Source organism: Rhodovarius crocodyli (assembly GCF_004005855.1).
GTDB lineage: Bacteria > Pseudomonadota > Alphaproteobacteria > Acetobacterales > Acetobacteraceae > Rhodovarius > Rhodovarius crocodyli.
This window is the reverse complement of the sequence record NZ_SACL01000012.1, coordinates 24,718-45,353: the sequence shown is the minus strand read 5'-3', so window position 1 is coordinate 45,353 and position 20,636 is coordinate 24,718. Positions and strand designations below refer to the sequence as shown.

At 70.2% G+C, this 20,636-nt stretch carries 16 protein-coding genes; 11 read left to right on the top strand and 5 right to left on the bottom strand.

What is annotated here, in order from left to right:
* Position 1 precedes the first annotated feature (1 nt).
* The 3 genes from EOD42_RS26560 (at position 2) to EOD42_RS23095 (ending at position 5,371) form a co-directional block, all read left to right on the top strand.
* Positions 2 to 3,166, top strand: coding sequence for a caspase family protein (locus EOD42_RS26560; protein ID WP_127789958.1), 3,165 nt, complete (start codon positions 2 to 4; stop codon positions 3,164 to 3,166).
* Positions 3,163 to 4,779, top strand: a complete 1,617-nt coding sequence (locus EOD42_RS23100; protein WP_127789957.1) for a caspase family protein — start codon at positions 3,163 to 3,165, stop codon at positions 4,777 to 4,779. The genes EOD42_RS26560 and EOD42_RS23100 overlap by 4 nt, the downstream gene beginning before the upstream one ends.
* Before the next feature lie 85 nt (positions 4,780 to 4,864).
* Positions 4,865 to 5,371 (top strand): hypothetical protein, encoded by a 507-nt coding sequence (locus tag EOD42_RS23095; protein ID WP_127789956.1) that lies wholly within the window; start codon positions 4,865 to 4,867, stop codon positions 5,369 to 5,371.
* On the opposite strand, the gene EOD42_RS23090 is transcribed toward EOD42_RS23095, so the two are convergent.
* Complete coding sequence (locus tag EOD42_RS23090; protein ID WP_127789955.1) at positions 5,368 to 6,117, bottom strand: hypothetical protein; 750 nt, start codon at positions 6,115 to 6,117, stop codon at positions 5,368 to 5,370. The genes EOD42_RS23095 and EOD42_RS23090 overlap by 4 nt on opposite strands.
* A 155-nt stretch (positions 6,118 to 6,272) precedes the next feature.
* The gene (rpsU, locus tag EOD42_RS23085) at positions 6,273 to 6,476 is read right to left on the bottom strand and encodes a 30S ribosomal protein S21 (RefSeq protein WP_019459559.1); all 204 of its coding nucleotides are present in this window, start codon (positions 6,474 to 6,476) and stop codon (positions 6,273 to 6,275) included.
* A 171-nt stretch (positions 6,477 to 6,647) separates the two neighbouring features.
* Between rpsU and def the strand changes: the two genes are divergently transcribed.
* From def to EOD42_RS23065, 4 genes are all read left to right on the top strand, one after another.
* Positions 6,648 to 7,145, top strand: a complete 498-nt coding sequence (gene def, locus EOD42_RS23080) for a peptide deformylase (RefSeq protein WP_127789954.1) — start codon at positions 6,648 to 6,650, stop codon at positions 7,143 to 7,145.
* Positions 7,138 to 7,683 carry a COQ9 family protein gene (locus EOD42_RS23075; RefSeq protein WP_127789953.1) on the top strand — a complete coding sequence of 182 codons (546 nt, stop codon included), beginning with the start codon at positions 7,138 to 7,140 and terminating at the stop codon, positions 7,681 to 7,683. Before def ends, EOD42_RS23075 begins: the two co-directional genes overlap by 8 nt.
* Before the next feature lie 134 nt (positions 7,684 to 7,817).
* Positions 7,818 to 8,393: a hypothetical protein gene (locus EOD42_RS23070; protein ID WP_127789952.1), complete on the top strand. Its 576-nt coding sequence runs from the start codon at positions 7,818 to 7,820 to the stop codon at positions 8,391 to 8,393.
* A 173-nt stretch (positions 8,394 to 8,566) separates the two neighbouring features.
* Positions 8,567 to 10,930: a methyl-accepting chemotaxis protein gene (locus EOD42_RS23065; protein ID WP_127789951.1), complete on the top strand. Its 2,364-nt coding sequence runs from the start codon at positions 8,567 to 8,569 to the stop codon at positions 10,928 to 10,930.
* A gap of 33 nt (positions 10,931 to 10,963) precedes the next feature.
* Here EOD42_RS23065 and EOD42_RS23060 read toward each other — a convergent pair whose 3' ends face one another.
* The 3 genes from EOD42_RS23060 to EOD42_RS23050 form a co-directional block, all read right to left on the bottom strand.
* Positions 10,964 to 12,091, bottom strand: a complete 1,128-nt coding sequence (locus EOD42_RS23060; protein ID WP_127789950.1) for a CaiB/BaiF CoA transferase family protein — start codon at positions 12,089 to 12,091, stop codon at positions 10,964 to 10,966.
* The gene (locus tag EOD42_RS23055) at positions 12,091 to 13,068 is read right to left on the bottom strand and encodes a Bug family tripartite tricarboxylate transporter substrate binding protein (protein ID WP_164868086.1); all 978 of its coding nucleotides are present in this window, start codon (positions 13,066 to 13,068) and stop codon (positions 12,091 to 12,093) included. The genes EOD42_RS23060 and EOD42_RS23055 overlap by 1 nt, the downstream gene beginning before the upstream one ends.
* 127 nt (positions 13,069 to 13,195) lie before the next feature.
* Positions 13,196 to 14,611: a DUF4214 domain-containing protein gene (locus tag EOD42_RS23050; protein WP_164868085.1), complete on the bottom strand. Its 1,416-nt coding sequence runs from the start codon at positions 14,609 to 14,611 to the stop codon at positions 13,196 to 13,198.
* 81 nt (positions 14,612 to 14,692) lie between these two features.
* Between EOD42_RS23050 and EOD42_RS23045 the strand changes: the two genes are divergently transcribed.
* The 4 genes from EOD42_RS23045 (at position 14,693) to EOD42_RS23030 (ending at position 20,538) form a co-directional block, all read left to right on the top strand.
* Entirely contained in the window at positions 14,693 to 15,313 is a 621-nt protein-coding gene (locus EOD42_RS23045) for a DUF1194 domain-containing protein (RefSeq protein WP_127789947.1), read from the top strand.
* Between the two features lie 77 nt (positions 15,314 to 15,390).
* Entirely contained in the window at positions 15,391 to 16,965 is a 1,575-nt protein-coding gene (locus EOD42_RS23040) for an ABC transporter substrate-binding protein (RefSeq protein WP_127790019.1), read from the top strand.
* Between the two features lie 237 nt (positions 16,966 to 17,202).
* Positions 17,203 to 18,774 carry an ABC transporter substrate-binding protein gene (locus EOD42_RS23035; RefSeq protein ID WP_127789946.1) on the top strand — a complete coding sequence of 524 codons (1,572 nt, stop codon included), beginning with the start codon at positions 17,203 to 17,205 and terminating at the stop codon, positions 18,772 to 18,774.
* Positions 18,775 to 18,957: 183 nt separating this feature from the next.
* The gene (locus EOD42_RS23030; protein WP_127789945.1) at positions 18,958 to 20,538 is read left to right on the top strand and encodes an ABC transporter substrate-binding protein; all 1,581 of its coding nucleotides are present in this window, start codon (positions 18,958 to 18,960) and stop codon (positions 20,536 to 20,538) included.
* The last annotated feature ends 98 nt before the right edge of the window (positions 20,539 to 20,636 follow it).

Genomic DNA, 20,636 nt, shown 5'->3' with positions numbered 1-20,636 from the left:
CATGAAAAGCCTCGCCGCCCTGGCGCGCCGCCTCTCCCTGGTCCTGGCTCTGACGCTGGCGTCGGGGCCGGGTTGGGGCCAGGGCGGCGGGCAACCGCCGGTCTCGCCCTTCCTGAGGATCGAGCTCGGCACGCATTCCGCACCGATCACCCGCGTGGTGCCGCTGCCCGACGGTCAGCGGGTGCTGACCGTCTCCCTCGACAAGACCGCGCGGCTCTGGGCCGCGGACGGCTCCATGCTGCGCAGCTTCCGCCCGCCGATCGGCGACGGCGATGAAGGCGCGCTGGCGGCGGCGGCCGTCTCGCCCGATGGCGCCACGGCCTGGGTGGCCGGGCAGACGGGTGCCGCCTGGGGCCGCACGGCGGTCGTCTATGCCTTCAACATCGAGGACGGCGCGATGCGCCGCCTCAACACCGGCGTGCCCGCCAGCGTGACGGCGCTGGCGCCTTCGGCCGACGGGCAGCGCCTGGCGGTGGGCTTCGCCCGCAGCGGCGGCATCGCCATCATCGATTTCCAGCGGCGTGAGGTCTATCACCGGCCGGATCTGGGCATCGCCAACGGCGTGCGCTCCCTGGCCTTCGACCGTTCCGGGCGGCTCGCGGTCGCCTCGGGCGACGGCTCCGTTCGGCTGCTGGCGCCCGATTTCCGGCCCATCGCCCAGCACCGGCTGACCGAGGGCGGGCAGCCCGGCGATATCGCCTTCTCCCCTGACGGCAAGCTGCTGGCGGTGGGCATGGCCAACATGCCGCAGGTGCGCCTGCTGGATGCCGCCAGCCTGCGCGCCCAGCGCAACCCGCCGATCGGCAACGGGCTGGGGCAGCAGCGCCAGGACCTGCGCTCCGTGGCCTGGGTGCCCGGGCCGGGCGGCGCCGCCCTGGTCGCCGCCGGCTATGTGCTGAACCCCCAGGGGCAGTCGGTCGCGCTGCGCTGGTCCAACCTGGCGGCCCAGCCCGCCGCGCTGCTGGCGCTGGGCGGCACGGATGCCATCCTCCAGCTCAACGCCCTGCCTGACGGGCGCATGCTGTTCGCTGCCGCCGACCCCGCCTGGGGCGTGCTGGCGCTGGATGCCAAGTCCGGCCTGCGTGTCGCGCCCAGCCGCGCCGATTTCCGCGGCGTGGCGCAGGGGCTTTCCCAGCCGGGCGTGGACCGCACCGAATTCGGCTTCACCCGCCAGGGGCCGGGCAGTTTCCGCGTCTCGCCCGATGGCATGGCCGTGGAGTTCGGCCTGCACCAGGGCGGGCAGGATGTGCTGCGCTTCGACGTGGCGGAACGCCGCCTGACCCGCCTTCAGGGCCCCAGCAACCTGCCCGGCCCGGTGCCGGGCGTGCTGCCGTTGCGCGAATGGCTGAACGGCCAGTCGCCGCGCTTCGCCGACAAGCTGCTGCAGCTGGATGAGGGGGAGCGCGCCCGCAGCGCCGCCCTGCTGCCGGGCAACAGCGGCTTCCTGCTCGGCACGGATTTCGCCATCCGCTGGTTCGACATGAACGGCAACCTGCAGGCCAGCATGGTGGCGCCCGCCGCCGTCTGGGGCGTGCAGCCCACGGCCGATGGCCGCCAGGTGGTGGCAGCCCTGGGTGACGGCACGCTGCGCTGGTACGACCTGAACCCCACCAATGCGCTGGCGCCGCGCGCGGCCCTGTTCGTGCATGGCGATGCCCGGCGCTGGCTGCTCTGGACGCCCGAGGGCTTCTTCGACCATTCGGATGAGGGTGGGCAGAACCTCGCGGGCTTCCACCTGAACCGCGCGGCCAATGAATCGGCCGAATGGATCGCCTTCAACCAGCTGCACCGCGTCTTCTACGCCGAGGACCTGGTGCGCCGGCGCCTGGCCTTCGCCGATGAGGCCCCGATGCGGGAACGCCTGGCCCAGATCGGCGATGTGCGCCGGCTGCTGGCCGGGGCGAATCCGCCGCGCGTCACGCTGTCCGCCCTGTGCTACGCGCTGCCGACGGGCAGCGAGGAGTGCCGCCCCGTCTCGCCCACCGGCGCGACGCGCGGCCTGGGCCGGGTGCGCGATTCGGGCGGCGAGGCCGCGGCCACCAACCTGGGCGGAACCACCCCCATCCCCGCCGCCACCAATGGCCTGGAACTGCCGGAAGGCGTGACGGAGGTGGTGCTGCGCGCCGCCCTGTTCGAGCGCGGCGGCGGCGTGGGGCAGGTGGATGTCTTCGTGAACGGCCGCAACCAGGGCCGGGCCGAAACGCGCGGCCTGCGCCGGGAGGCACCCGCGGCCCCGGCACCCACCCCGCTGCCGGCCGGCGCCCAGCCGCTGGAACGCCGCATCCGCCTGGAGCCGGGCACCAACACCCTGCAGCTGCGCGCCTTCGATGCCGGCAATTCCGCCTTCGGGCAGAGCGAGCTGGTGGAGCTGCGCGCCCCCGTGCGGTCCCGCACCGCCGAGGCCCCGCGCCAGCCGGTGCTGCATGTGCTGTCCATCGGCGTGGACGATTACACCGCCACCGCGGCGGAGGGGCTGCGCAGCCTCTCCAACGCCGCGGAGGACGCCCAGACCCTGGTGCGCGGCATCCAGGGCCGCCCGGCCCGCGCCTATGGCCGCGTCAACAGCGTGGTGCTGAACGACCGCGACGCCAGCCTGCCCTCCATCGAGGCCGCCTTCGAGCGGCTGCGCGCGGAGGTGAAGGAGGAGGACACGGTGGTGATCTTCATCGCGGGCCACGGCATGGCGGACGGGCAGCGCTATCTGTTCGTGCCCTATCTGCCGCAGGCCGCGACCATGGACGCCATCCGCCGCGACTCGCTGGATGACCGGCGCCTAGTGGCGCTCTGGGCCAGCCTGCCGGCGCGCAACAGCATCCTGCTGCTCGACACCTGCCACGCCGGCGCCTTCAACCTCGATTTCGCGGGCACCCTGCAGAACGAGACGGGGCGCTTCGTGCTGGCGGCGGCCAGCGCGCAGCAATCGGCGGCCGACACGGCCGCCGGGCGCCGCAACTCGCCCTTCAGCGTCGCGATCCAGGAGGCGCTGACGGGTGCGACTCGCGACATCGCCACACGCGGCGTGACGGACCAGCTGCAGCTGGGCCTGCATGTGCGCAACCGCACCCCGGTGCTGGCGCGTGAGGTCGGCGTCGACCAGCGCGTCGCCTTCCGGATGAGCGCGGGCGAGATCCCCGAACCCTTCCCGCTGACGGAGGCCCGGCAATGAGGAAGTTCTCGCGCCGCGCCGCGCTGGCGGGGCTGGCCGGGGCCGCGGCGCCGGCCCTGGCGCAGACCGGCAACGAGCGCGGGCTGGTGCAGGCCAGCCAGCAGGCGCGCGCGGTGCATGCGCTGGTGGTGGGCATCAACAATTACCGCATCTCGCCCCTGCGCGGCTGCGTGAACGATGCCCAGCTGCTGGCCGCGGCCGTGCGGCCCTTCGTGGCCAGCACCACCGTGCTGCTGGATGAGCAGGCGACGCGCGCCAACTTCCTCGCGGCCTGGCGCCAGGTGACGGCGCGCTGCGGGGCGGGGGACATGGTGTTCTTCTCCTTCTCCGGCCACGGCTTCCGCATCCCGGAGACCGTGCCGGGCTCGGAGGATGACGGCATGGACGACGTCATCGCCTTCCAGCCGCTGCACCCGCAGCAGGCGCCGACCGAGCTGCTGGTCGACAACGAGATCGAGGTGATGTTCGCCGAGCAGGGGCGGCGCCGCGTCTCGGTGATGTTCGTGGCCGATTGCTGCCATTCCGGCACGCTGACGCGCAGCGTGGACCCGCTGGCCGCGCGCGAGGTGCGCTATCGCACCATGACCGGCTCCTTCCCGCCCTCCCAGATGCGCGGGCTGGTGCCGCCGGCGCCTCCCACGCCGCCGCCGAGCCAGCTGACCCAGGTGCATTTCTTCGCCGCCAGCCTGGAGACCGAGCCGGTGCCCGAGATCACCTTCCAGGGCAGCCAGCATGGGGCGCTGAGCATCGCCATCGCGGCCGGCTTCGCGCGCGGGGCCGTGGGCCCGCAGGAGGCCGTGGTGGCCCTGCCGGCCTTGGCGACCGAAGCGGTGCAGACCGTGCGCGCCCTGGTGGATGCCCGGCAGAACCCCCAGATCGCACTGGGCACCGAAGGGCCGCGCCTGCTGCGGGGCCTCGTCAGCCCCCGCCCGCAGGCCGACAACCAGCCGCGTGAGGTGCGCATCCGCATGGAGGGCGCGCTGGGTGGCGCGCTGCCCGAGGGCGCCCGGCGCGCGGGCCCGCTCGACCCCGCCGACCTGATCTGGCGCGCGAATGACCGGGTGCTGGTCTCACCGCTCGGGGACATGATCTCGGCCGAGATCGGCCAGGAACAGCTGCCCATGGCCGTGGAGCGCCAGCGTGCCCTGTGGCTGGTGCAGGAGGCCACGGCCCGCCAGCCCCTGGAACTGCGGCTGGAGCTGATGAACCCGCCCGCCGGTTCCACGGCCGAGCAGCGCCGGGCGGCCAATGCGGACCACCCGCTGGGCACCAGGCTGAAGCTGGTCGTCGAGCAGCTGCGCTTCCCGAATTTCGTGATGTTCAACATCGCGGGCAACGGCACGGTGCAGATGCTGTACCCGCAGGACCGCGAGACCCCCACCGCCCCGCCGGGTGGGCGCATGGTGCTGGACGATGTGGTGGTGCGGCCGCCGCTTGGCGCCGACCACGTGGTAGCGCTGTGCAGCAACCGCCCGCTGACCGAGGTGGCGCAGCGGCTGATCCGGCTGGATGAGACCAAGGCGCCGATGCAGGCGGTGCGGCTGGCGCTGGACGGGCTGCCGGAAGGCGGCTGGCAGATCGGTCTTGTGGGGCTGTTTCGACGCCGGGCTTGAGAGCGACGCAAGAACAAGCCTTTACGTCCGCTGCATGGGGCTGCACTGTCACGACAACCGATCGCGTTTTCGTGAGGTGCGTCCCATGAAGATCCTGTTTGCAGCGGCAGCCGCTGCCCTCTGTCTGACCCGGCCGGCTGTCGCCCAAGAAGGCACCCCGCAGGCCAGCCGCCAGATCGGCGAATGGCGTGCCACGCGGGTCGTCGGTGCCAATGGCCGCGCCGTGCGCTGCGACGGGGAGCGGAGCAGCCCGGCAGGCCTGATCCGCTTCAGCGCCATCCCGGCGCGCGAGGGCGGCTATACCTATCGCTTCACCTTCAGCGGTGCGCCCGGGCAGATCGACGGCCTCGGTGCCAGTTTCCCGGTGCGCTACTGGGTGGATGACGAAGCGACCGGCAAGGATACCACGGCCACCGTGGGCCCCGCCGGCTATGCCAGCTTCACCGAGGGGAATGACGAGCCCGGCAGCACGGATGCGCTGCGCAATGGCCGGACCTTCTTCATCCGGGCAGGGCAGATCCAGCTGAACTACCCGCTGCGGGGCAGCCTGCCGTTGTTCAACTTCCTGCACGAATGCGCCGACAAGCCCTAGGGCCAGGGCATCGCCTGCTGCTCACCGCGCCGGAAGCGCGTCCACATCCGGCAATCGGTCAGGACCCAGCCGGGGCCGGGGGCATCGCCGCCCGTCACCAGCGGGCACTGTTCGGCAGCGCCCGGGCGTGACGGCGCCGGCGACACGGCGTTGGGCGCTTCCCAGCGTTCCCACCGGACCATGCCGAGTCCCTGGGCGAACCAGAAGCGTTCCAGGTGGTCGGCGGTCATGATGTCACGCCCGCCGAAATGCTCGGAGATCATGCTGTCCGCGCGGAAGGGCGGGCGCGGGGCGGTGTCGTCCATCCAGGGGTAGTCGACCGTCACGCGGCGCCAGCGGGTGAAGCTCGGCACATAGCGGGCGGGGCAGCGATCGGGGGCCGCGGTGCGCTGCAGGCGGGTGGTGGCTTCCGCCCAGTCCGGCCCCGCCGGCAGGCGGAACAGCAGCCAGCCGCCCGGAGAGGCCTCCTGGCTGCCGCCGCATTCCGGGCCGTGGAACCACTGGATGCCGGCGCCGCCATCCTCGGTCATCGCCACCAGTATATCCGCACCGCGTGAGGCGATGAGATTGCCGCCATCGCCCCGCCCTGCGTCACGCTGCCCGAATCGCCGGGGCGCATCGCCAAAGTCGAAGCTGTGGGTGGCCTGGCCCGGGCCCAGCAGCAGCGCGTCGCTGGCTTGTTCACCGGCCAGGTCGAACTTGCGCCAGGGCAGGGTGGGGGCGGATCGCGCGGGGCGCGGGTCCATGCAGCCCGGCTCGAAGGGCAGAAGCGCGGGGTTCGCGCAGACGGACTGGACCAGAAAGGGCTCGGCCCGAGACCATCCCTGACCCCAGGCCGGAAACGCGAAAAGGGCGGCGGCCAAAAGGCCACCGCCCCAAATTCTCGGCGAAAGCCGCAGGCTCAGAAGCCCTCGCGCTCCAGGCGCTTGCGCTCCACCTTGCGGGCGCGGCGGACGGCCTCGGCAGCCTCACGAGCGCGACGCTCGGACGGCTTCTCGTAGTGCCGGCGCAGCTTCATCTCACGGAACACGCCTTCACGCTGCAGCTTCTTCTTGAGCGCCTTCAGCGCCTGATCGACATTGTTGTCCCGAACGACGACTTGCACGCGGCAATCACTCCTGGTCGCATCTGATGATGGTTGAACATCATAGTTAAACGAAAACGTGCGCCGCCAATCCGGGAATCCGGCAGCGCCGCTGTTGGAGTGCCGTATACGCTTTCATCCTGCGCGGGAAAAGGGCTTTTCTCTGCGGAAATGCATTGCCAGATTGGCCCCATGGCCATCCTGAAGATCGCGCGCATGGGTCACCCCGTGCTGCTGCAGCGGGCGGAACCCGTTGCCGACCCCCACCACCCCGAGATCCGCCGCCTGGTGGCGGACATGGCGGAGACGATGCTGGATGCGGGTGGGGTGGGGCTTGCGGCACCACAGGTCCATGTGCCGCTGCGCCTGTTCGTCTGGCGGGGGGCAGGTGGGGTGGAAGTGCTGTTTAATCCGATACTTACGCCGCTGGAAGGGCCGGTCGAGGCCGCTTGGGAAGGCTGCCTCTCCATCCCCGGCATCAGGGGCGAGGTGCCGCGTGCGTCCCGCATCCGCTTCGAGGGGCTGGACGCGAACGGTGACCCTGTCGAGGGCACCGCCGAGGGGCTTGCCGCCCGGGTGATGCAGCATGAGACGGACCACCTGGACGGCATCCTCTACCTCAGCCGCATGCCAGACCTGACGAAGCTGGGGTTCACCGAGGAACTCGCGAGGGCCCAGGGCCATGCCTGAGGACGCGCTGCTGGACAGGGTGCAGGCGCTGGTGCCGCAACTGGGCTGGACCCGGCGGGCCCTGGCACAGGCGGCGGGCGACGAGGCCCTGGCGCTCAACGCCTTTCCCGGCGGCCCGCGCGATGCCGTGGCCGCCATGAGCCGCCGCGCGGACCGGCTGATGGTGGAGGATGCGGGCGAGCTTGACGGGCTGCGCACCCCGGCGCGCATCCGCCGCCTGATCGAGTGCCGGCTTACCCGCGCCGAACCCCATCGCGAGGCCGTGCGCCAGGCCATGGCGGTGCTGGCCCTGCCGTGGAATGCGCCGCTGGGGATGCGGCTGGTGGCCGAGACGGCGGACGCGATGTGGATGGCTGCGGGGGATACCTCCAGCGACATCTCCCGCTATACGCGGCGCGCCACGCTGGTCGCGGTCTACAGCGCCACACTGGCCTTCTGGCTGCGCCAGCCGGCGGGCAACATGCCGCAGGTGATGGCCTTTCTCGACCGCAGGCTGGCGGGGGTGGCGCGGCTGCAAAAAAGCCGTCCGGCCGCGTGAACTTACAGCAATTTACTCAAGAATTGCCATACGGACTTGAATTGTAACGATTATATAGGGGCTTCGCGCGCGCCGTTTTCGAGTCTAAAAGAAGGGCTCGATACCTCTTTTTCAGAACCGGAGAGATGGCGCCCATGTCGCCCATTCGTACCGTTATGACGGGCCTGCTGGCCGCCAGTCTCGCCACCCCGGCCTTTGCCAACGGCCCGACCTGCGCCACGCCGGAGGAGCGCTCCGCGCTCGATATCCGCGCCCTGCAGAGCCAGCTGATGGTCCTGGCCCTGACCTGCCAGCAGGAAGAGCAGTACAACCGCTTCGTCACGCAGCACCGCGGCACGCTGGGCAGCGTGTACAATCAGGTGCAGCGCCACTTCCGCCGCGTCTACGGCGGTGCCGGCCAGCGTCGCCTGGACGAGTACATCACCAACACCGCGAACGGCCACAGCCAGGTCGGCATCAGCCAGGGCAGCCTGTTCTGCAGCAACCAGGCCGGCCTGTTCCCGGCGGCGCTGGCCTCGACCACCCGCGACCAGCTCGCGCAGCTCTCTCAGCAGCGCCAGATCTCGCAGGTCTACAGCCCGACCGCCTGCGGCACCGCCACGCGCAGCGCCTCCAGCACCACGCATCGCCCGGCCAACGCGCGCCCCGCGCAGCGCCCGGCCGCCGAGCGCCAGGCCCGCCCGGCCAGCAGCACCGCGCCGCGCAGCTGAACCGTCCGCGAGGACGCCATGCGAAAGGGCCGGGGTCATCCCCGGCCCTTTTTTTGTGCCCGGCGGATCATGGGAAAATGATCGCCTTTTAATCGTCGCCCGTGGTCGCGGGAAGGAGTCGTTAACAGGGAGATCGTATCCGGGCAGCAACGCACAGATGAAGCGAGGCTGTCATGAATATTGGCGTGCGGCTGATGATGCCGGTGTTCGTTCTTGGTCTGGTTCTGGTCATTCTGCTCGGCTCCGGCGTCAACCGGGCCTGGGACGCATTGCTGGCCACCGACGCCAGTTCGAAGGTCTCGCGTGAAACCCATGCGCTGATGACAGCCGAAGCCGCCTTAGCGGCTGAGCGCGGGGTGGCCAACGGCCTGCTTCTCAGCGGCGACGGCAACCCGCAGGCCTGGGCATCCGTCCGTCGTTCCCGTGAGGAAGGCGAGGCCGCGCTGGCACGCACCATGACGGGCATCGGCCTGTTGGCAGGCCAGAGCGCCCGCGTCGCCGCTGCCCGTGACAGCCAGGCCTACGCCGTGCAGGCGGTGGAGGAGATGCGCCGGGCGATCGATGCGGGCGGCGCCTCCCGGCCCGCTGCCGCCGATTGGTTCGCCGCCACCTCTCGCCGGATCGAGGCGGTGACCGCCCTGCGCCGGGCGCTGGAGGCCGAGATCCGTCATGAGGCCGCGGCCGACCGGATGTACGGCGTGCGTGACGCGCTGGCCGAAATGCGTGAGTTCCTGGGCCGTGAACGCGGCGTGGTGAACGGCGCCATCGCCGCCCGCCGCGCGCTCGATCCGTCTGAGGTCCAGCAGCTTGGCTTCGCCGAAGGGCATGTGATGGGCGCGCGGGAACGCATGCTGCCCCGCCTGGCGCTGCTGCCCGCGGATGTCGCCCAGCCGGTGACAGCCGCCCTGGCCGCGCTGGAACGCGATTTCGCCCCGACGCGCGCCAGGGTGCTGCAGGCGGGAATGAGCGGCGCCGAATGGCCGCTCGGCGCCCCGCAATGGTGGAGCCTGAGCACGACGGCCATCGACGGGCTGCGCGCCGCCCAGGCCGCCATGACCGAAAGCCTCGGCCAGCGCCTGCAGGAGGACGGCCGCAGCGCCAACATCGCCCTGATCCGCGACCTGGGTTTCCTGGTGCTGGGCGTGATGCTGGTGGCCGGTGCCGGGTGGTCAGTGATGCGTCAGGTCGTGCGGCCCATGCGCGGCATCGTGGCGGCGTTGACGGACATCACGGCGGGCAGGGTCGAGACCGCCATTCCCGCCATCCCCCGCAAGGATGAGCTGGGCGCGCTGGCCCAGGCCACGCGGGCCTATCAGCAGGCCGCCCGGGAAGCGCAGAGCCATGCGGCCGAGCGCGTGGCGATGGAGCAGCGCGCCGTCGCCGCCCGCAGCGAGGCCCTGATCGAGATGGCGGGCGTCATCGAGCACGAGACCTCGCTGGCTGTCCGCAAGGTCAGCACGCGTGCGGGTGAGCTGGCCTCCATGACCGGGGCCCTGTCCGAGATCGCGAACCGGGCCGCGGCCTCCGCCGGCAGCGCCGCCGACATCTCCGCCGACAGCCGGCGAGAGGCCGAGAGCGCCGCGCACTCCACCGGCGAACTGGCCAAGGCGGTGGGCGAGGTGGCCGAGCAGATGGCCCGCGCCAGCCGCGTCACGCGTGATGCGGTGGGGCTGACCGAGCAGGGCCGCCAGGTGTTCGACGAGCTGAGCGGCAACATGGCGGAGGTCGGCAAGGTCGCGGACCTGATCGCGGATATCGCGGCGCGGACCAACCTGCTGGCGCTGAACGCCACCATCGAGGCCGCCCGCGCCGGTGAGGCCGGCAAGGGCTTCGCGGTGGTCGCGACCGAGGTGAAGAACCTCGCCGCCCAGACCGCCCGCAGCACGGAGGAGATCGGCAGCCGCATCGCCGCCATCGACGGCTCCGCGCGTGAGGCGCTGCAGGTCATGCGCGGGGTCGCGGATGCGGTGGGGCAGATCGACCAGGTGGCGGTGGCCATCGGCGCCGCGATCGAGGAACAGTCCGCCACCACCCGCGACATCGCGCGCGCCATCGAGCAGCTCTCGGGCGGCGTGCAGGATGTGGCCGGTGAGATCGACAACCTCTCGGTGGGTGTCCGCGAAGGGGCGCAGCGTGCCGATCTGGTGCGCAGCGGCACCGATGAGGTGGTGAGGGCCATGGAAAGCCTGGGCGGGCACATCACCGGGCTGATGCGCTCCCGCATCACGGAGCTTGACCGCCGGCAGGAGCAGCGGGTGCAGATCGACAGCGGCCTGGCCGTCGAGGTTCTGGTGGACGGCAAGCCGATCGCGGGGCGCATCCGCGACCTGTCGGCGGGCGGGGCGCGGCTGGAGGCGGCGGTGCCCGCCCATGCCCGCCTGCTGCGGCTGAACATTCCGGGCCTGTCGCCGGTCGAGGCCCGGGTGGTGCGCCGTGACGCCGATGGTGTGGGCGTCGCCTTCGATGCGCTGGGCGCGATGCAGGAGGAAGCGCTGCGGGGCATCATCCGGCAGGCGGGTCAGGCGCTGGCCGCCTGACCATGTACGCCTGACCCTGCCAGGGCGCCGGGTTCAGCCGAACTCGGCGCGCACCTTGTCCGTGTGCTCGCCCAGCTTCGGCACGGGGCCGAAGGCGCGCAGGCCATCGGAGAAGCGGGCGGCGGGGGCAGCCACCTGCACCACGCCCGCCTCGGTCTCCACCGCCACGCGGCGCAGGGCAGGGTGCTTGGACAGCCCGTCCACCCCGTTCACGAAGCCATAGGCGATGCCGGCCTCATTCAGGCGGGTGGCGCAATCCGCGCGCGTCAGCCGCTTGAAGCCCGCGCCCACATGGGCATCGACCATCGGGCGCTGCGCCACGCGCTCCACATTGGTGCGGAAGCCTTCCCGCTTGGGCAGGTCGGGCTCGCCCAGGAACAGGGCGCAGAACTTGGCCCATTCGCGCTCGTTCTGGATCGAGATCAGCACCAGCGCGCCGTCGCTGGTTTCAAAGGCGCCATAGGGGCAGATGGAGGGATGGGCCAGGCCGATGCGCCCCGGCGCCTTGCCGGTGCCTTCGAAATACAACAGCGGCACGTTCATCCAATCCGCCATGCCGTCGAACAGGCTGACCGCGACGCCCTTGCCGCGGCCGGTGATGCCGCGCTCGATCAGCGCCTCCAGCACGGCCGCATGGGCCATGGTGCCGCAGGCGATGTCGCAGACCGAGAAGCCGACGCGGCCCGGGCCCTCGGGGCGGCCGGTCACGCTGGCCAGGCCCGATTCCGCCTGCACCAGCAGGTCATAGGCCTTCATGGAGGCGTATTCGCCTTCCTCGCCATAGCCCGAGATGTCGACGGTGATCAGCTTCGGGTGCTTCGCGCGCAACTCGGCGGAGCCGAAGCCCGCGCGGCCCATCGCACCCGGTGCCAGGTTCTGGATGAACACGTCGGCCTGGGCCAGCAGGTTGGCCAGCACCGCCTTGTCGGCCGGGTTCTTGATGTCCAGCACCACGGATTCCTTGCCGCGGTTCAGCCAGACGAAATAGGTGGATTGCCCGTTGCAGGCGGCGTCATAGCCACGGGCGAAGTCGCCTTCGGCGCGCTCGATCTTGATGACGCGCGCGCCGGCATCGGCCAGCTTGCCGGAGCAGACGGGGGCAGCCACCGCCTGCTCCATCGAGACGACCAGAAGGCCCTCGAGAGGTTTACCGGGAGTCATTATTCTCGTTCGATCCTCGCCTCGCGGATGAAGCGGCCCCAGGCCTCGGCCTCGGAACGCATGAAATTCGCGCTGTATTCTGGGCTCCGTTCGGCCCCGTTGGGAACCCGTGCGGAGGCCGCGGCGAAGCGCGTTTTGACGTGAGCGTCGTCGAGCGCGTGGTTCAGCGCCTCGTTGCAGGCCTGGATGATCGGTGCGGGCGTGTTCTTGTGCGCGGTCAGGATGTTCCACACCTCAAGGCTCAGCCCCGGCAGCCCGGCCTCCGTCGTGGTCGGCACGTCGGGGATCTGCGGCAGGCGGGAAGGGCCCGTTACCGCAATGGCCTTGGCGCCGTTGTCCAGCGCGGGCAGGGCGGTCAGCGCCTGGTCCACCACCACGTCCAGCACCCCGGCGTAGAGGTCGTTCAGGGCCGGGCCGCCGCCGCGATAGGGGATCAGCTCACCGCCGCCGCCGAGAGCCTGGTTGGCCATCACGCCGCCCATGTGCAGCGTGGTGCCGAGGCCGGAGCTGCCGATTGAGAGCCTGCGGGTGGAGGCCGCCTGGCGCAGCTGCGGCATGGTCGTGATGCCGGAGTTGCGCGAGGTCAGCAGGATCATCGGGTTGGTGGCCACCATGCCGATGGCCGCGAAATCGTCCTGGCCATAGGGCAGGCGGTTGAACAGGTGATAGTTCAGCGCGAACACGCCGACATGGCCCAGGAACAGCATGTGCCCGTCGGCCGCCGTGCGTAGCACCCGCGCGGCGGCCACGCCGCCGGAGCCACCCGCCATGTTCTCGACCACCACGGTCTGGCCCAGCTTCTGGCTCATCGGGCCCGCGATCAGCCGGCCCATCACGTCAGTCGCGCCACCCGCCGCGAAGGGGATGAGAATGGTGACGGTGCGGCTGGGCGCCCAGGGCTGTGCATGAACCCGCGGGGCGGCAAGCGACGCGGCAGCAGCAGCCGCACCCATCAGGGTGCGCCGGGACAGGACCATGGTTTCCTCCTGGATTGGCCTCATGGGGCGATACGGCGCGCGAAGTTCCCGCGGCCCTTTGTGCGTTTATTATAAGTGGCATGGCATCCGCGCAACGCTGTTGCGCGTGCCGAGCTATAGATTCACTTTATAACAGGCTGACGCCATCCACATGCAGGCGCCACGCATCCGTCCGCGCCGCCGCCAGCAGATCCTCGGCCGAGGCAAAGCCCGTTCCGCCGTTGCTTTCCGCCTCGTGGCTCAGGAAGAACCCGCGCGCGAGACCGGCCTCATCCAGCCCGCCGTCCATCTCCGCCAGCCAGGCCGCGAAGCCGGCGGCCTCCGGCGCGCGGCCGAGTGCCAGCTCATAGAGGCGCGCGACCAGCTGCGCGTCGGGGTCGGGCACCCAGAAGCCGTCGGCGGGCAGCGAGGCAGGCCGGGCCGCCGCCTGGTCCAGCAGCGCATCGGCACCGACGCGGACAGGATGGCCGGCCGCGTATTCCGCGCTGTCCAGGAAGCCGTCCGCGATCTGGCGCAGGCTGGCGCCGGCCTGGAACTCGGCCCACCAATGCGCGAGCCCGCCCGTGTCGGGCGTGCGGCCGAGCGCCACCTCATACAAGGCGGCGATCCGGCTCAACGCATCGGGGCGCGAGAGATAGAGCGTGCCGTCGAGCATCCGCACGGCCTCGATCCCGCTGATATGGTCCGTGCCCTCCGCACTGATCAGCCAGCCGCCCAGCGCATCCAGCGTGACGCCGCCGCGCGTCGCGTTGAGCACCACCGTGTCGAAGCCCGCGCCCCCGATCAGCGTGTCGTTGCCCATGCCGGGCACCAGTATGTCGTCGCTCTCGCGCCCGTTCAGTATGTCGTCGCCCGCGCCCCCGATCAGCACGTCCCGCCAGGCCGTGCCGGTCAGGCTGTCATCGCCCGCCGTTCCGGTGCCGTGCACGGCGCCGTAGTTGGCGTCCCAGCTCCAGGAAATGCCCAGCGCCGCGCGATCCGCGGGCGTGCCGTACAGCGCCTGGATGGCCGACACGTCCCAGGCCAGCGGCGCATTGATGGGCCGGCCCGTACCCAGCACCGAGACCATGATGGTGTTGGCCAGCGCCTCCGCGCTGTCCGAGGCGGGGTGCGACAGGCCGAGCGCGTGCCCCACCTCGTGCAGCAGCGCCTGGTACGAGACGCGATAGGGGTCGGGCGCGAAGCTGTCATAGGCGAACAGCCGGGAATTCATCGTCACGTCGCCATAGGGCGCGAGCGTGGTCACGCCCATGGTCGTGATGCTGGACAGGCGTTCCAGGTCGAAGCGGATGTCGATGCCGGTGCCGTCCGAGGTGTCCGGCACCTCGACGAAGCTGAGCCCCGAGACCGCCGCCCAGGCATCCAGCGCCAGCCGGGCGGAGGCGCGCTGCGCGGTGGAGAAGGCCTGGAAGCCGGTGCTGCCCGCCTCGGCCGTGGTCGCGAAGCTGTAGGTCACCACCATGGGCGTGCCGTCGGCCGTGGCGGCCGCGTCGTGCCAGCTCGTGTTCCGGGACAGCAGGGTGGTGTAGTCGGGGGAAACCATGAATGAATGGTAAACAGCGCAACCATCGGTAGCGCAACTCATTTTTTAGACAGTATTAACCCTTCTCACGAAAGCCTGATCATGCAGCCCGTGGATGTCGCGCTGTGCCTGGCCATCGACGTGTCGGACAGCGTTGATTTTGATGAGTTCATGCTGATGGTGGGCGGGCTAGCGGAAGCGCTGCGCTCGCCCGAGGTGGTGGCGGCGGCGCTGGCCGGACCTCGCGCCTCGGTAGCGGTGTGCGCCCTGTTCTGGGCCGACCCCGGCTCGGCCGAGGTCGCGGTCGAATGGAGCCTGCTGGACAGTGAGGAAGCCGCCCGGGGCTTCGCCGATCGGCTGGAGCAGGCGCCCCGTATTCCGCGCGGCGGGGCGACCGGGCTCGGCCAGGCCATGGTGTCGGGCCTTGCGGAGCTGGCACGCTGCCCGGCGGAGGCGACGCGGCTGGTGCTGGATGTCTCGGGTGACGGCGCGAACAACCGGGGGCGCGCGCCGGCCCCGGTGCGCGATGTGGGGGTGGCCGCGGGTGTCACGATCAACGGGCTGGCCGTGCTGAACGAGGAACCCGACCTGCTGGCGCATTACGAGGCGGAAGTGATCGGCGGGCCGGGCAGTTTTGCGCTTTCATGCGCGGACTACGCCGATTTTGCCCAAGCGATGCGCATGAAGCTCCTCAGGGAGTTCCGGGGCGTGCTCACAGCCTGACATGTCAAGTCTCGCGCCAGTTGACGCCGTTGCGCTAAATTGCTCCGCTCTCATCCAGAAGACAGGGAGTTTTCATGATGCGTCGTCGCGACATGATGCTGGGGGCCGCCGCCCTCGGCATGGCTGCGCCTGCCGTCGCGCAGGCGCCGCGCCTGCTGCGTTTCGTTCCGCAGGCGAATCTGACCAGCCTGGATCCGATCTGGACCACGGCCAACGTCACCCGCAACCACGCCTTCATGGTGTTCGACACCCTGTACGGCATGGATTCCAACTTCGACGTCCATCCGCAGATGGCCTCGGGCCACAGCGTCGAGGATGACGGCAAGCGCGTGACCATCACGCTGCGCGCCGGCCTCAAGTGGCATGACGGCGGTTCCGTCACGGCCAAGGACTGCGTGGCCAGCGTGAAGCGCTGGATGAAGCGCAACCCCTCCGGCCAGCAGCTGGAGCGCCAGCTGGAGGAACTGACCGCGCTGGATGACACGCGCATCCAGTTCCGGCTGAAGAAGGCCTTCCCGCTTCTGTTCGCGTCGCTCGCGGCGCCGGTGAACCCTGTCGCCTTCATGATGCCCGAGCGTCTGGCGAACACCGACCCCTTCCAGCAGATCCGCGAGGCGATCGGTTCCGGCCCCTACAAGTTCGTCCAGGGCGAGTACAATTCCGGCAGCCTGGTCGTCTATGAGCGCTTCGCCGACTATGTGCCGCGCAATGATGGCGCGCCCACGCTGACGGCGGGCCCCAAGGTCGCGAATTTCGACCGCGTGGAATGGCGGATCATCACCGACCCCGCGACCAGCGCGGCTGCCCTGCAGGCCAACGAGATCGACTGGTACGAGCAGCCCCCGCCGGAGCTGCAGCAGCTGATGCGGCGCAACCGCAACATCACCATCGCCCCGATCGACGAGAAGCCGCTGCCGGGCGTGCTGCGCTTCAACCACCTGCACGGCCCCTTCAACGACAAGAAGATGCGCCAGGCCCTGCTGCCCGCCATCAGCCAGACCGACTTCATGACGGCGATCGTCGGCACCGATGCCTCGCTGTACGACGACAAGTGCGGCATCTTCACCCCCGGCACCCCGCTGGCCAATGATGCCGGCATGCAGGCCCTGACCGGGCCGCGCAGCCTGGACCGGGCGAAGGCGCTGCTGCGCGAGGCGGGCTATACCAACCAGACCATCCGCCTGATCGGCCCCACGGACATCCTGGCGCCGGCCGCCATGACCCAGGTGGCGGGCGACCTGCTGCGCCGGCTGGACGTGAACCTGGACTTCGTGCTGACCGACTGGGGCACCGTGGTGCAGCGCCGCGCCAACCGCGCGCCGATCGACCAGGGCGGCTGGAACATCTTCCTCACCTCCTTCTCCTCGACGGATTTCATGAACCCGGCCGGGCATTTCCCGCTGCGCGGTAACGGGGCCTCGGCCTGGTTCGGCTGGCCGAGCATTCCGAAGCTGGAGGAACTGCGCGACGCGTGGTTCGACGCGCCCGACATGGACGCGCAGAAGCGCATCGCGCGCGAGATGCAGACCACCGCGCTCGACGAGGTGCCCTTCATCCCCGTCGGTGCCTACAAGTCCGTCACCGCCCATCGCGCCAACCTGCGCGACCGGGTGAACGGCTTTGCTATCTTCTGGAACCTGAAGCGGGTCTGAGCCGCAGGGCTCGGATGCGGTGAGGCCGAGTTGGGGGGGGCGGCGCCCTCCCCAGACCCCACCGGCCCAGGGCCTGTGGCTCCTGGCCCCCCATCACTTTCAGCCCCCGGTTTCCAAAGGCCCCTCGCCTTTAGGCGGCGTGAGTTCGAGGCGGGCAAAGCCCCTCTCAATGATACCTTCCCGCATTCCCGCCCTCCGGCGCACATTCGCCCCAGGGTCCCAAAAATGGAGAAGACCATGCATCGGCGTTCGTTGTTGGGTGGTGTGGCCGCGGCCGGATTCGCGGCGCCGGCATTGGGGCAGGGTGCCGCGAACACCCTGCGGGTGATCCCGCAGGCCAATCTCACCAGCCTGGATCCGGTCTGGACCACGGCGGTCGTCACCCGCAACCACGGCATGATGGTGTTCGACCACATCACCTCCGTGGACGAGCACGGCGTGCCCAAGCCGCAGATGGTCGAGGGCTGGGCCATCGAGGATGACGGCAAGAGCTGGACCTTCACGCTGCGCGACAACCTGTTCTTCCATGACGGGGAGCGCGTGACGGCCAAGGATTGTGTGGCCAGCATCAAGCGCTGGGCGGCGCGCGACACCTTTGGCCAGGTGATGTGGGCCGCGACCAATGAGTTGGCGGCGCTGGACGACAAGCGCTTCCGCTTCCGCCTGAAGCATCCGTTCCCGACCCTGGCGCTGGCGATGGGCCGCAGCCAGGGCCCGGTGCCGGTGATGCCCGAGCGCATCGCGAACACCGACCCCAACACCCAGATCCGCGAGGCCATCGGCTCCGGCCCGTTCCGCTTCGTCGCCAATGAATGGAACCCGGGCCAGAAGGCGGTCTGGGCGAAGTGGGACCGCTATGTGCCGCGCAATGAGCCCATCAGCGGCCTGGCGGGCGGGCGCGTGCCGCGGCTGGACCGCGTGGAATGGACCGTCATCTCCGACCCCTCCACCGCCGCCAGCGCGATGCAGACCGGTGAGCAGGATTACTGGGAATACCCGCTGCACGACCTGCTGCCGCTGATGCGCCGCAACCGCCAGCTGGTGGTGCAGCAGCGCCTGCAGTCCGGCACCTACGGCGCGCTGCGCTTCAACCACCTGCATGCGCCCTTCAACAACGTGGAGATCCGCCGGGCGGTGGCCATGGCCGTCGACCAGCGCGACTACCTGCGCGCGGTGGCGGGTGAGGACCCGGCCGGCTGGGGCACCTGCGAGGGCGTGTTCACCTGCGACACGCCGCTGGCCAATGAGGAAGGCAGCGACATCCTCAAGATCCGCAGCGTGGAGCGCGGCCGCGCTGCCCTCGCGGCCGCCGGCTACAACGGGGAGCGCGTGGTGCTGATCGCCCCGGGCGACTACCCGCAGATCAACGCGATCTCGCTGGTCACGGCCGATCTGCTGCGCAGGCTGGGCATGAATGTCGAGGTGCAGAGCGTCGACTGGGGCACGCTGGTGCAGCGCCGCACGAGTCGCGAGCCGGTGGAGCGCGGCGGCTGGAGCGTGATCCACACCACGGCCTCCGGCGATGCGCTGGACCTGCCGGTGGTGCACCTGTTCCTGCGCGCGAACGGGCCCAATGCCTGGTTCGGCTGGCCGCAGGACGACGAGATCGAGCGCCTGCGCGCCGCCTGGCTGGAGGCGCCCAACGAGGACGCCGCCAAGGCCATCGGCCGGCAGCTGAACGCGAGGGCCATGCAGGTGCTGCCCTATGTCCCTGTGGGATATTACTGGCAGCCTTCCGTGTGGCGCAGGAATGTCACTGGCGTGTTCCGCAGCCCCACCACGGTCTTCTGGGGCCTCGGCAAGGGCTGAGGCCACGCTGTGCCGGTGGTCGCGGGGCCACTGGAATTTTGCTTCGCGCTGGGGCATCCTGCCTGAATACAGTGCGGCATGCTGTGCGGCGGCGGGGGATTCCCGGCGCCGCGCGGGGCAGGCGCCCAAGGTTACGTGATAGACAGCAAACGAGGGGCCATACCCCTCTCCTGGGAGAGCTTGATGAACCGTCGTGATGTCCTCGCGCTCGGCGCCGCTTCCGCCTTTTCCGCGCCCGCTCTGGCGCAGAATGCGGCTGCGCGTACGCTGCGCTTCGTACCGCAGGCGAACCTCGCCAATTTTGATCCGATCTGGGGCACCCAGTATGTGGTGCGCAACGCCTCGGTGAACGTGTGGGACACGCTGTACGGCGTGGACTCCGACCTGATGCCGCAGCGCCAGATGGCCGAGGGCGAGGAAGTCTCCTCCGACGGTCTGACCTGGACCTTCAAGCTGCGCAGCGGCCTGAAGTTCCATGACAACGAGCCCGTGCTGGCCAAGGACTGCGTGCAGTCCCTGAAGCGCTGGATGGCGCGCGACACGATGGGCCTGATGATCCGCGACCTGCTCGTGGACATCTCGGCGGTGGACGACCGCACCTTCAAGATCGTGCTGCGCTCTCCCTATCCGAAGATGCTGTACGCCCTGGGCAAGAACAACTCGCCCATGGCCTTCATCATGCCCGAGCGCATCGCGCGCACGGACCCCTTCCAGCAGATCAGCGAATACATCGGCTCCGGCCCCTTCCGCTTCGTGCGCAACGAGTGGGTGCCGGGTGCCAAGGCCGTTTTCCAGAAGTTCGACGGCTATGTGCCCCGTGACGAGCCCGCGAACTGGCTGGCCGGCGGCAAGCGCGTGCTGATCGACCGCCTGGAATGGACCGTCATGCCGGACCCCGCGACGGCCGCGGCGGCCCTGCAGTCCGGCGAGGTCGACTGGTGGGAGAACCCGCTGTCGGACCTGATCCCGGTCCTGCGCCGCAACCGCAACATCCGCACCGACATCGCCGACCCGCTCGGCAATATCGGCACGATGCGCCTGAACCACCTGCACCCGCCGTTCAACGACGTGCGCGCCCGCCGCGCCCTGCTGATGGCGATGAGCCAGGAAGACTACATGCGCGCCGTCGTCGGTTCGGACGACAATCTGTGGAAGGCGCTGCCGGGCTTCTTCACGCCGGGCACCTCGCTCTACACCGAGGAAGGCGGCGAGGTCCTGAAGGGCCCGCGCGACCTCGAGGGCGCGAAGCGCCTGCTGCGTGAGGCGGGCTACACCAACCAGCCGGTCGTGGTACTGGCCGCGCAGGATCAGCCCATCACCAAGGCCTTCGGCGACGTGACGGCGGACCTGCTGAAGCGGCTGGGCATGAATGTCGACTTCGTGGCCACCGACTGGGGCACCGTCGGCCAGCGCCGCGCCGTGAAGGCGCCCCCCGCCCAGGGCGGCTGGAACATCTTCTTCTCCTGGCATGCGGGGGCGGACTGCACCAACCCCGCCGCCTACCAGGCCATCCGCGCGACCGGCGACGGCGCGTGGTTCGGCTGGCCGAACATCCCCGAGGCCGAGGCCAAGGTCGCGGAATGGTATGCCGCGCCGAACCTGGATGCCGAGAAGGCCGCCATCCGTGGCCTCAACCGTGCCTCGCTGGAGCACGTCACCTACGCGCCGACCGGGTTCTTCCTGGGTTATACCGCTTGGCGCAGCAACATCTCGGGCATCGTCAAGGCGCCGGTGCCCTTCGCCTGGGGCGTTTCCAAGTCCTGAAACGCCTTCCCCTGAAACGGTGTCCCTTCCTCCGCCTTCGCCGGCTTGCCGGCGAGGGCCATGGGCGGGGTCACTGACAACGTAACTGGCCGAAGGTG

What these genes read in the sequence shown, in the direction of transcription:
- EOD42_RS23075 (WP_127789953.1), top strand. Translation starts at nt 7,138, where the DNA reads ATGCCTGAGGACGCGCTGCTGGACAGGGTGCAGGCGCTGGTGCCGCAA.
- EOD42_RS23040 (WP_127790019.1), top strand. Translation starts at nt 15,391, where the DNA reads ATGCGTCGTCGCGACATGATGCTGGGGGCCGCCGCCCTCGGCATGGCT.
- def (WP_127789954.1), top strand. Translation starts at nt 6,648, where the DNA reads ATGGCCATCCTGAAGATCGCGCGCATGGGTCACCCCGTGCTGCTGCAG.
- EOD42_RS23050 (WP_164868085.1), bottom strand. Translation starts at nt 14,611, where the DNA reads ATGGTTTCCCCCGACTACACCACCCTGCTGTCCCGGAACACGAGCTGG.
- EOD42_RS23035 (WP_127789946.1), top strand. Translation starts at nt 17,203, where the DNA reads ATGCATCGGCGTTCGTTGTTGGGTGGTGTGGCCGCGGCCGGATTCGCG.
- EOD42_RS26560 (WP_127789958.1), top strand. Translation starts at nt 2, where the DNA reads ATGAAAAGCCTCGCCGCCCTGGCGCGCCGCCTCTCCCTGGTCCTGGCT.
- EOD42_RS23065 (WP_127789951.1), top strand. Translation starts at nt 8,567, where the DNA reads ATGAATATTGGCGTGCGGCTGATGATGCCGGTGTTCGTTCTTGGTCTG.
- EOD42_RS23055 (WP_164868086.1), bottom strand. Translation starts at nt 13,068, where the DNA reads ATGGTCCTGTCCCGGCGCACCCTGATGGGTGCGGCTGCTGCTGCCGCG.
- EOD42_RS23045 (WP_127789947.1), top strand. Translation starts at nt 14,693, where the DNA reads ATGCAGCCCGTGGATGTCGCGCTGTGCCTGGCCATCGACGTGTCGGAC.
- EOD42_RS23100 (WP_127789957.1), top strand. Translation starts at nt 3,163, where the DNA reads ATGAGGAAGTTCTCGCGCCGCGCCGCGCTGGCGGGGCTGGCCGGGGCC.
- EOD42_RS23070 (WP_127789952.1), top strand. Translation starts at nt 7,818, where the DNA reads ATGTCGCCCATTCGTACCGTTATGACGGGCCTGCTGGCCGCCAGTCTC.
- EOD42_RS23030 (WP_127789945.1), top strand. Translation starts at nt 18,958, where the DNA reads ATGAACCGTCGTGATGTCCTCGCGCTCGGCGCCGCTTCCGCCTTTTCC.
- EOD42_RS23090 (WP_127789955.1), bottom strand. Translation starts at nt 6,117, where the DNA reads ATGGACCCGCGCCCCGCGCGATCCGCCCCCACCCTGCCCTGGCGCAAG.
- EOD42_RS23095 (WP_127789956.1), top strand. Translation starts at nt 4,865, where the DNA reads ATGAAGATCCTGTTTGCAGCGGCAGCCGCTGCCCTCTGTCTGACCCGG.
- EOD42_RS23060 (WP_127789950.1), bottom strand. Translation starts at nt 12,091, where the DNA reads ATGACTCCCGGTAAACCTCTCGAGGGCCTTCTGGTCGTCTCGATGGAG.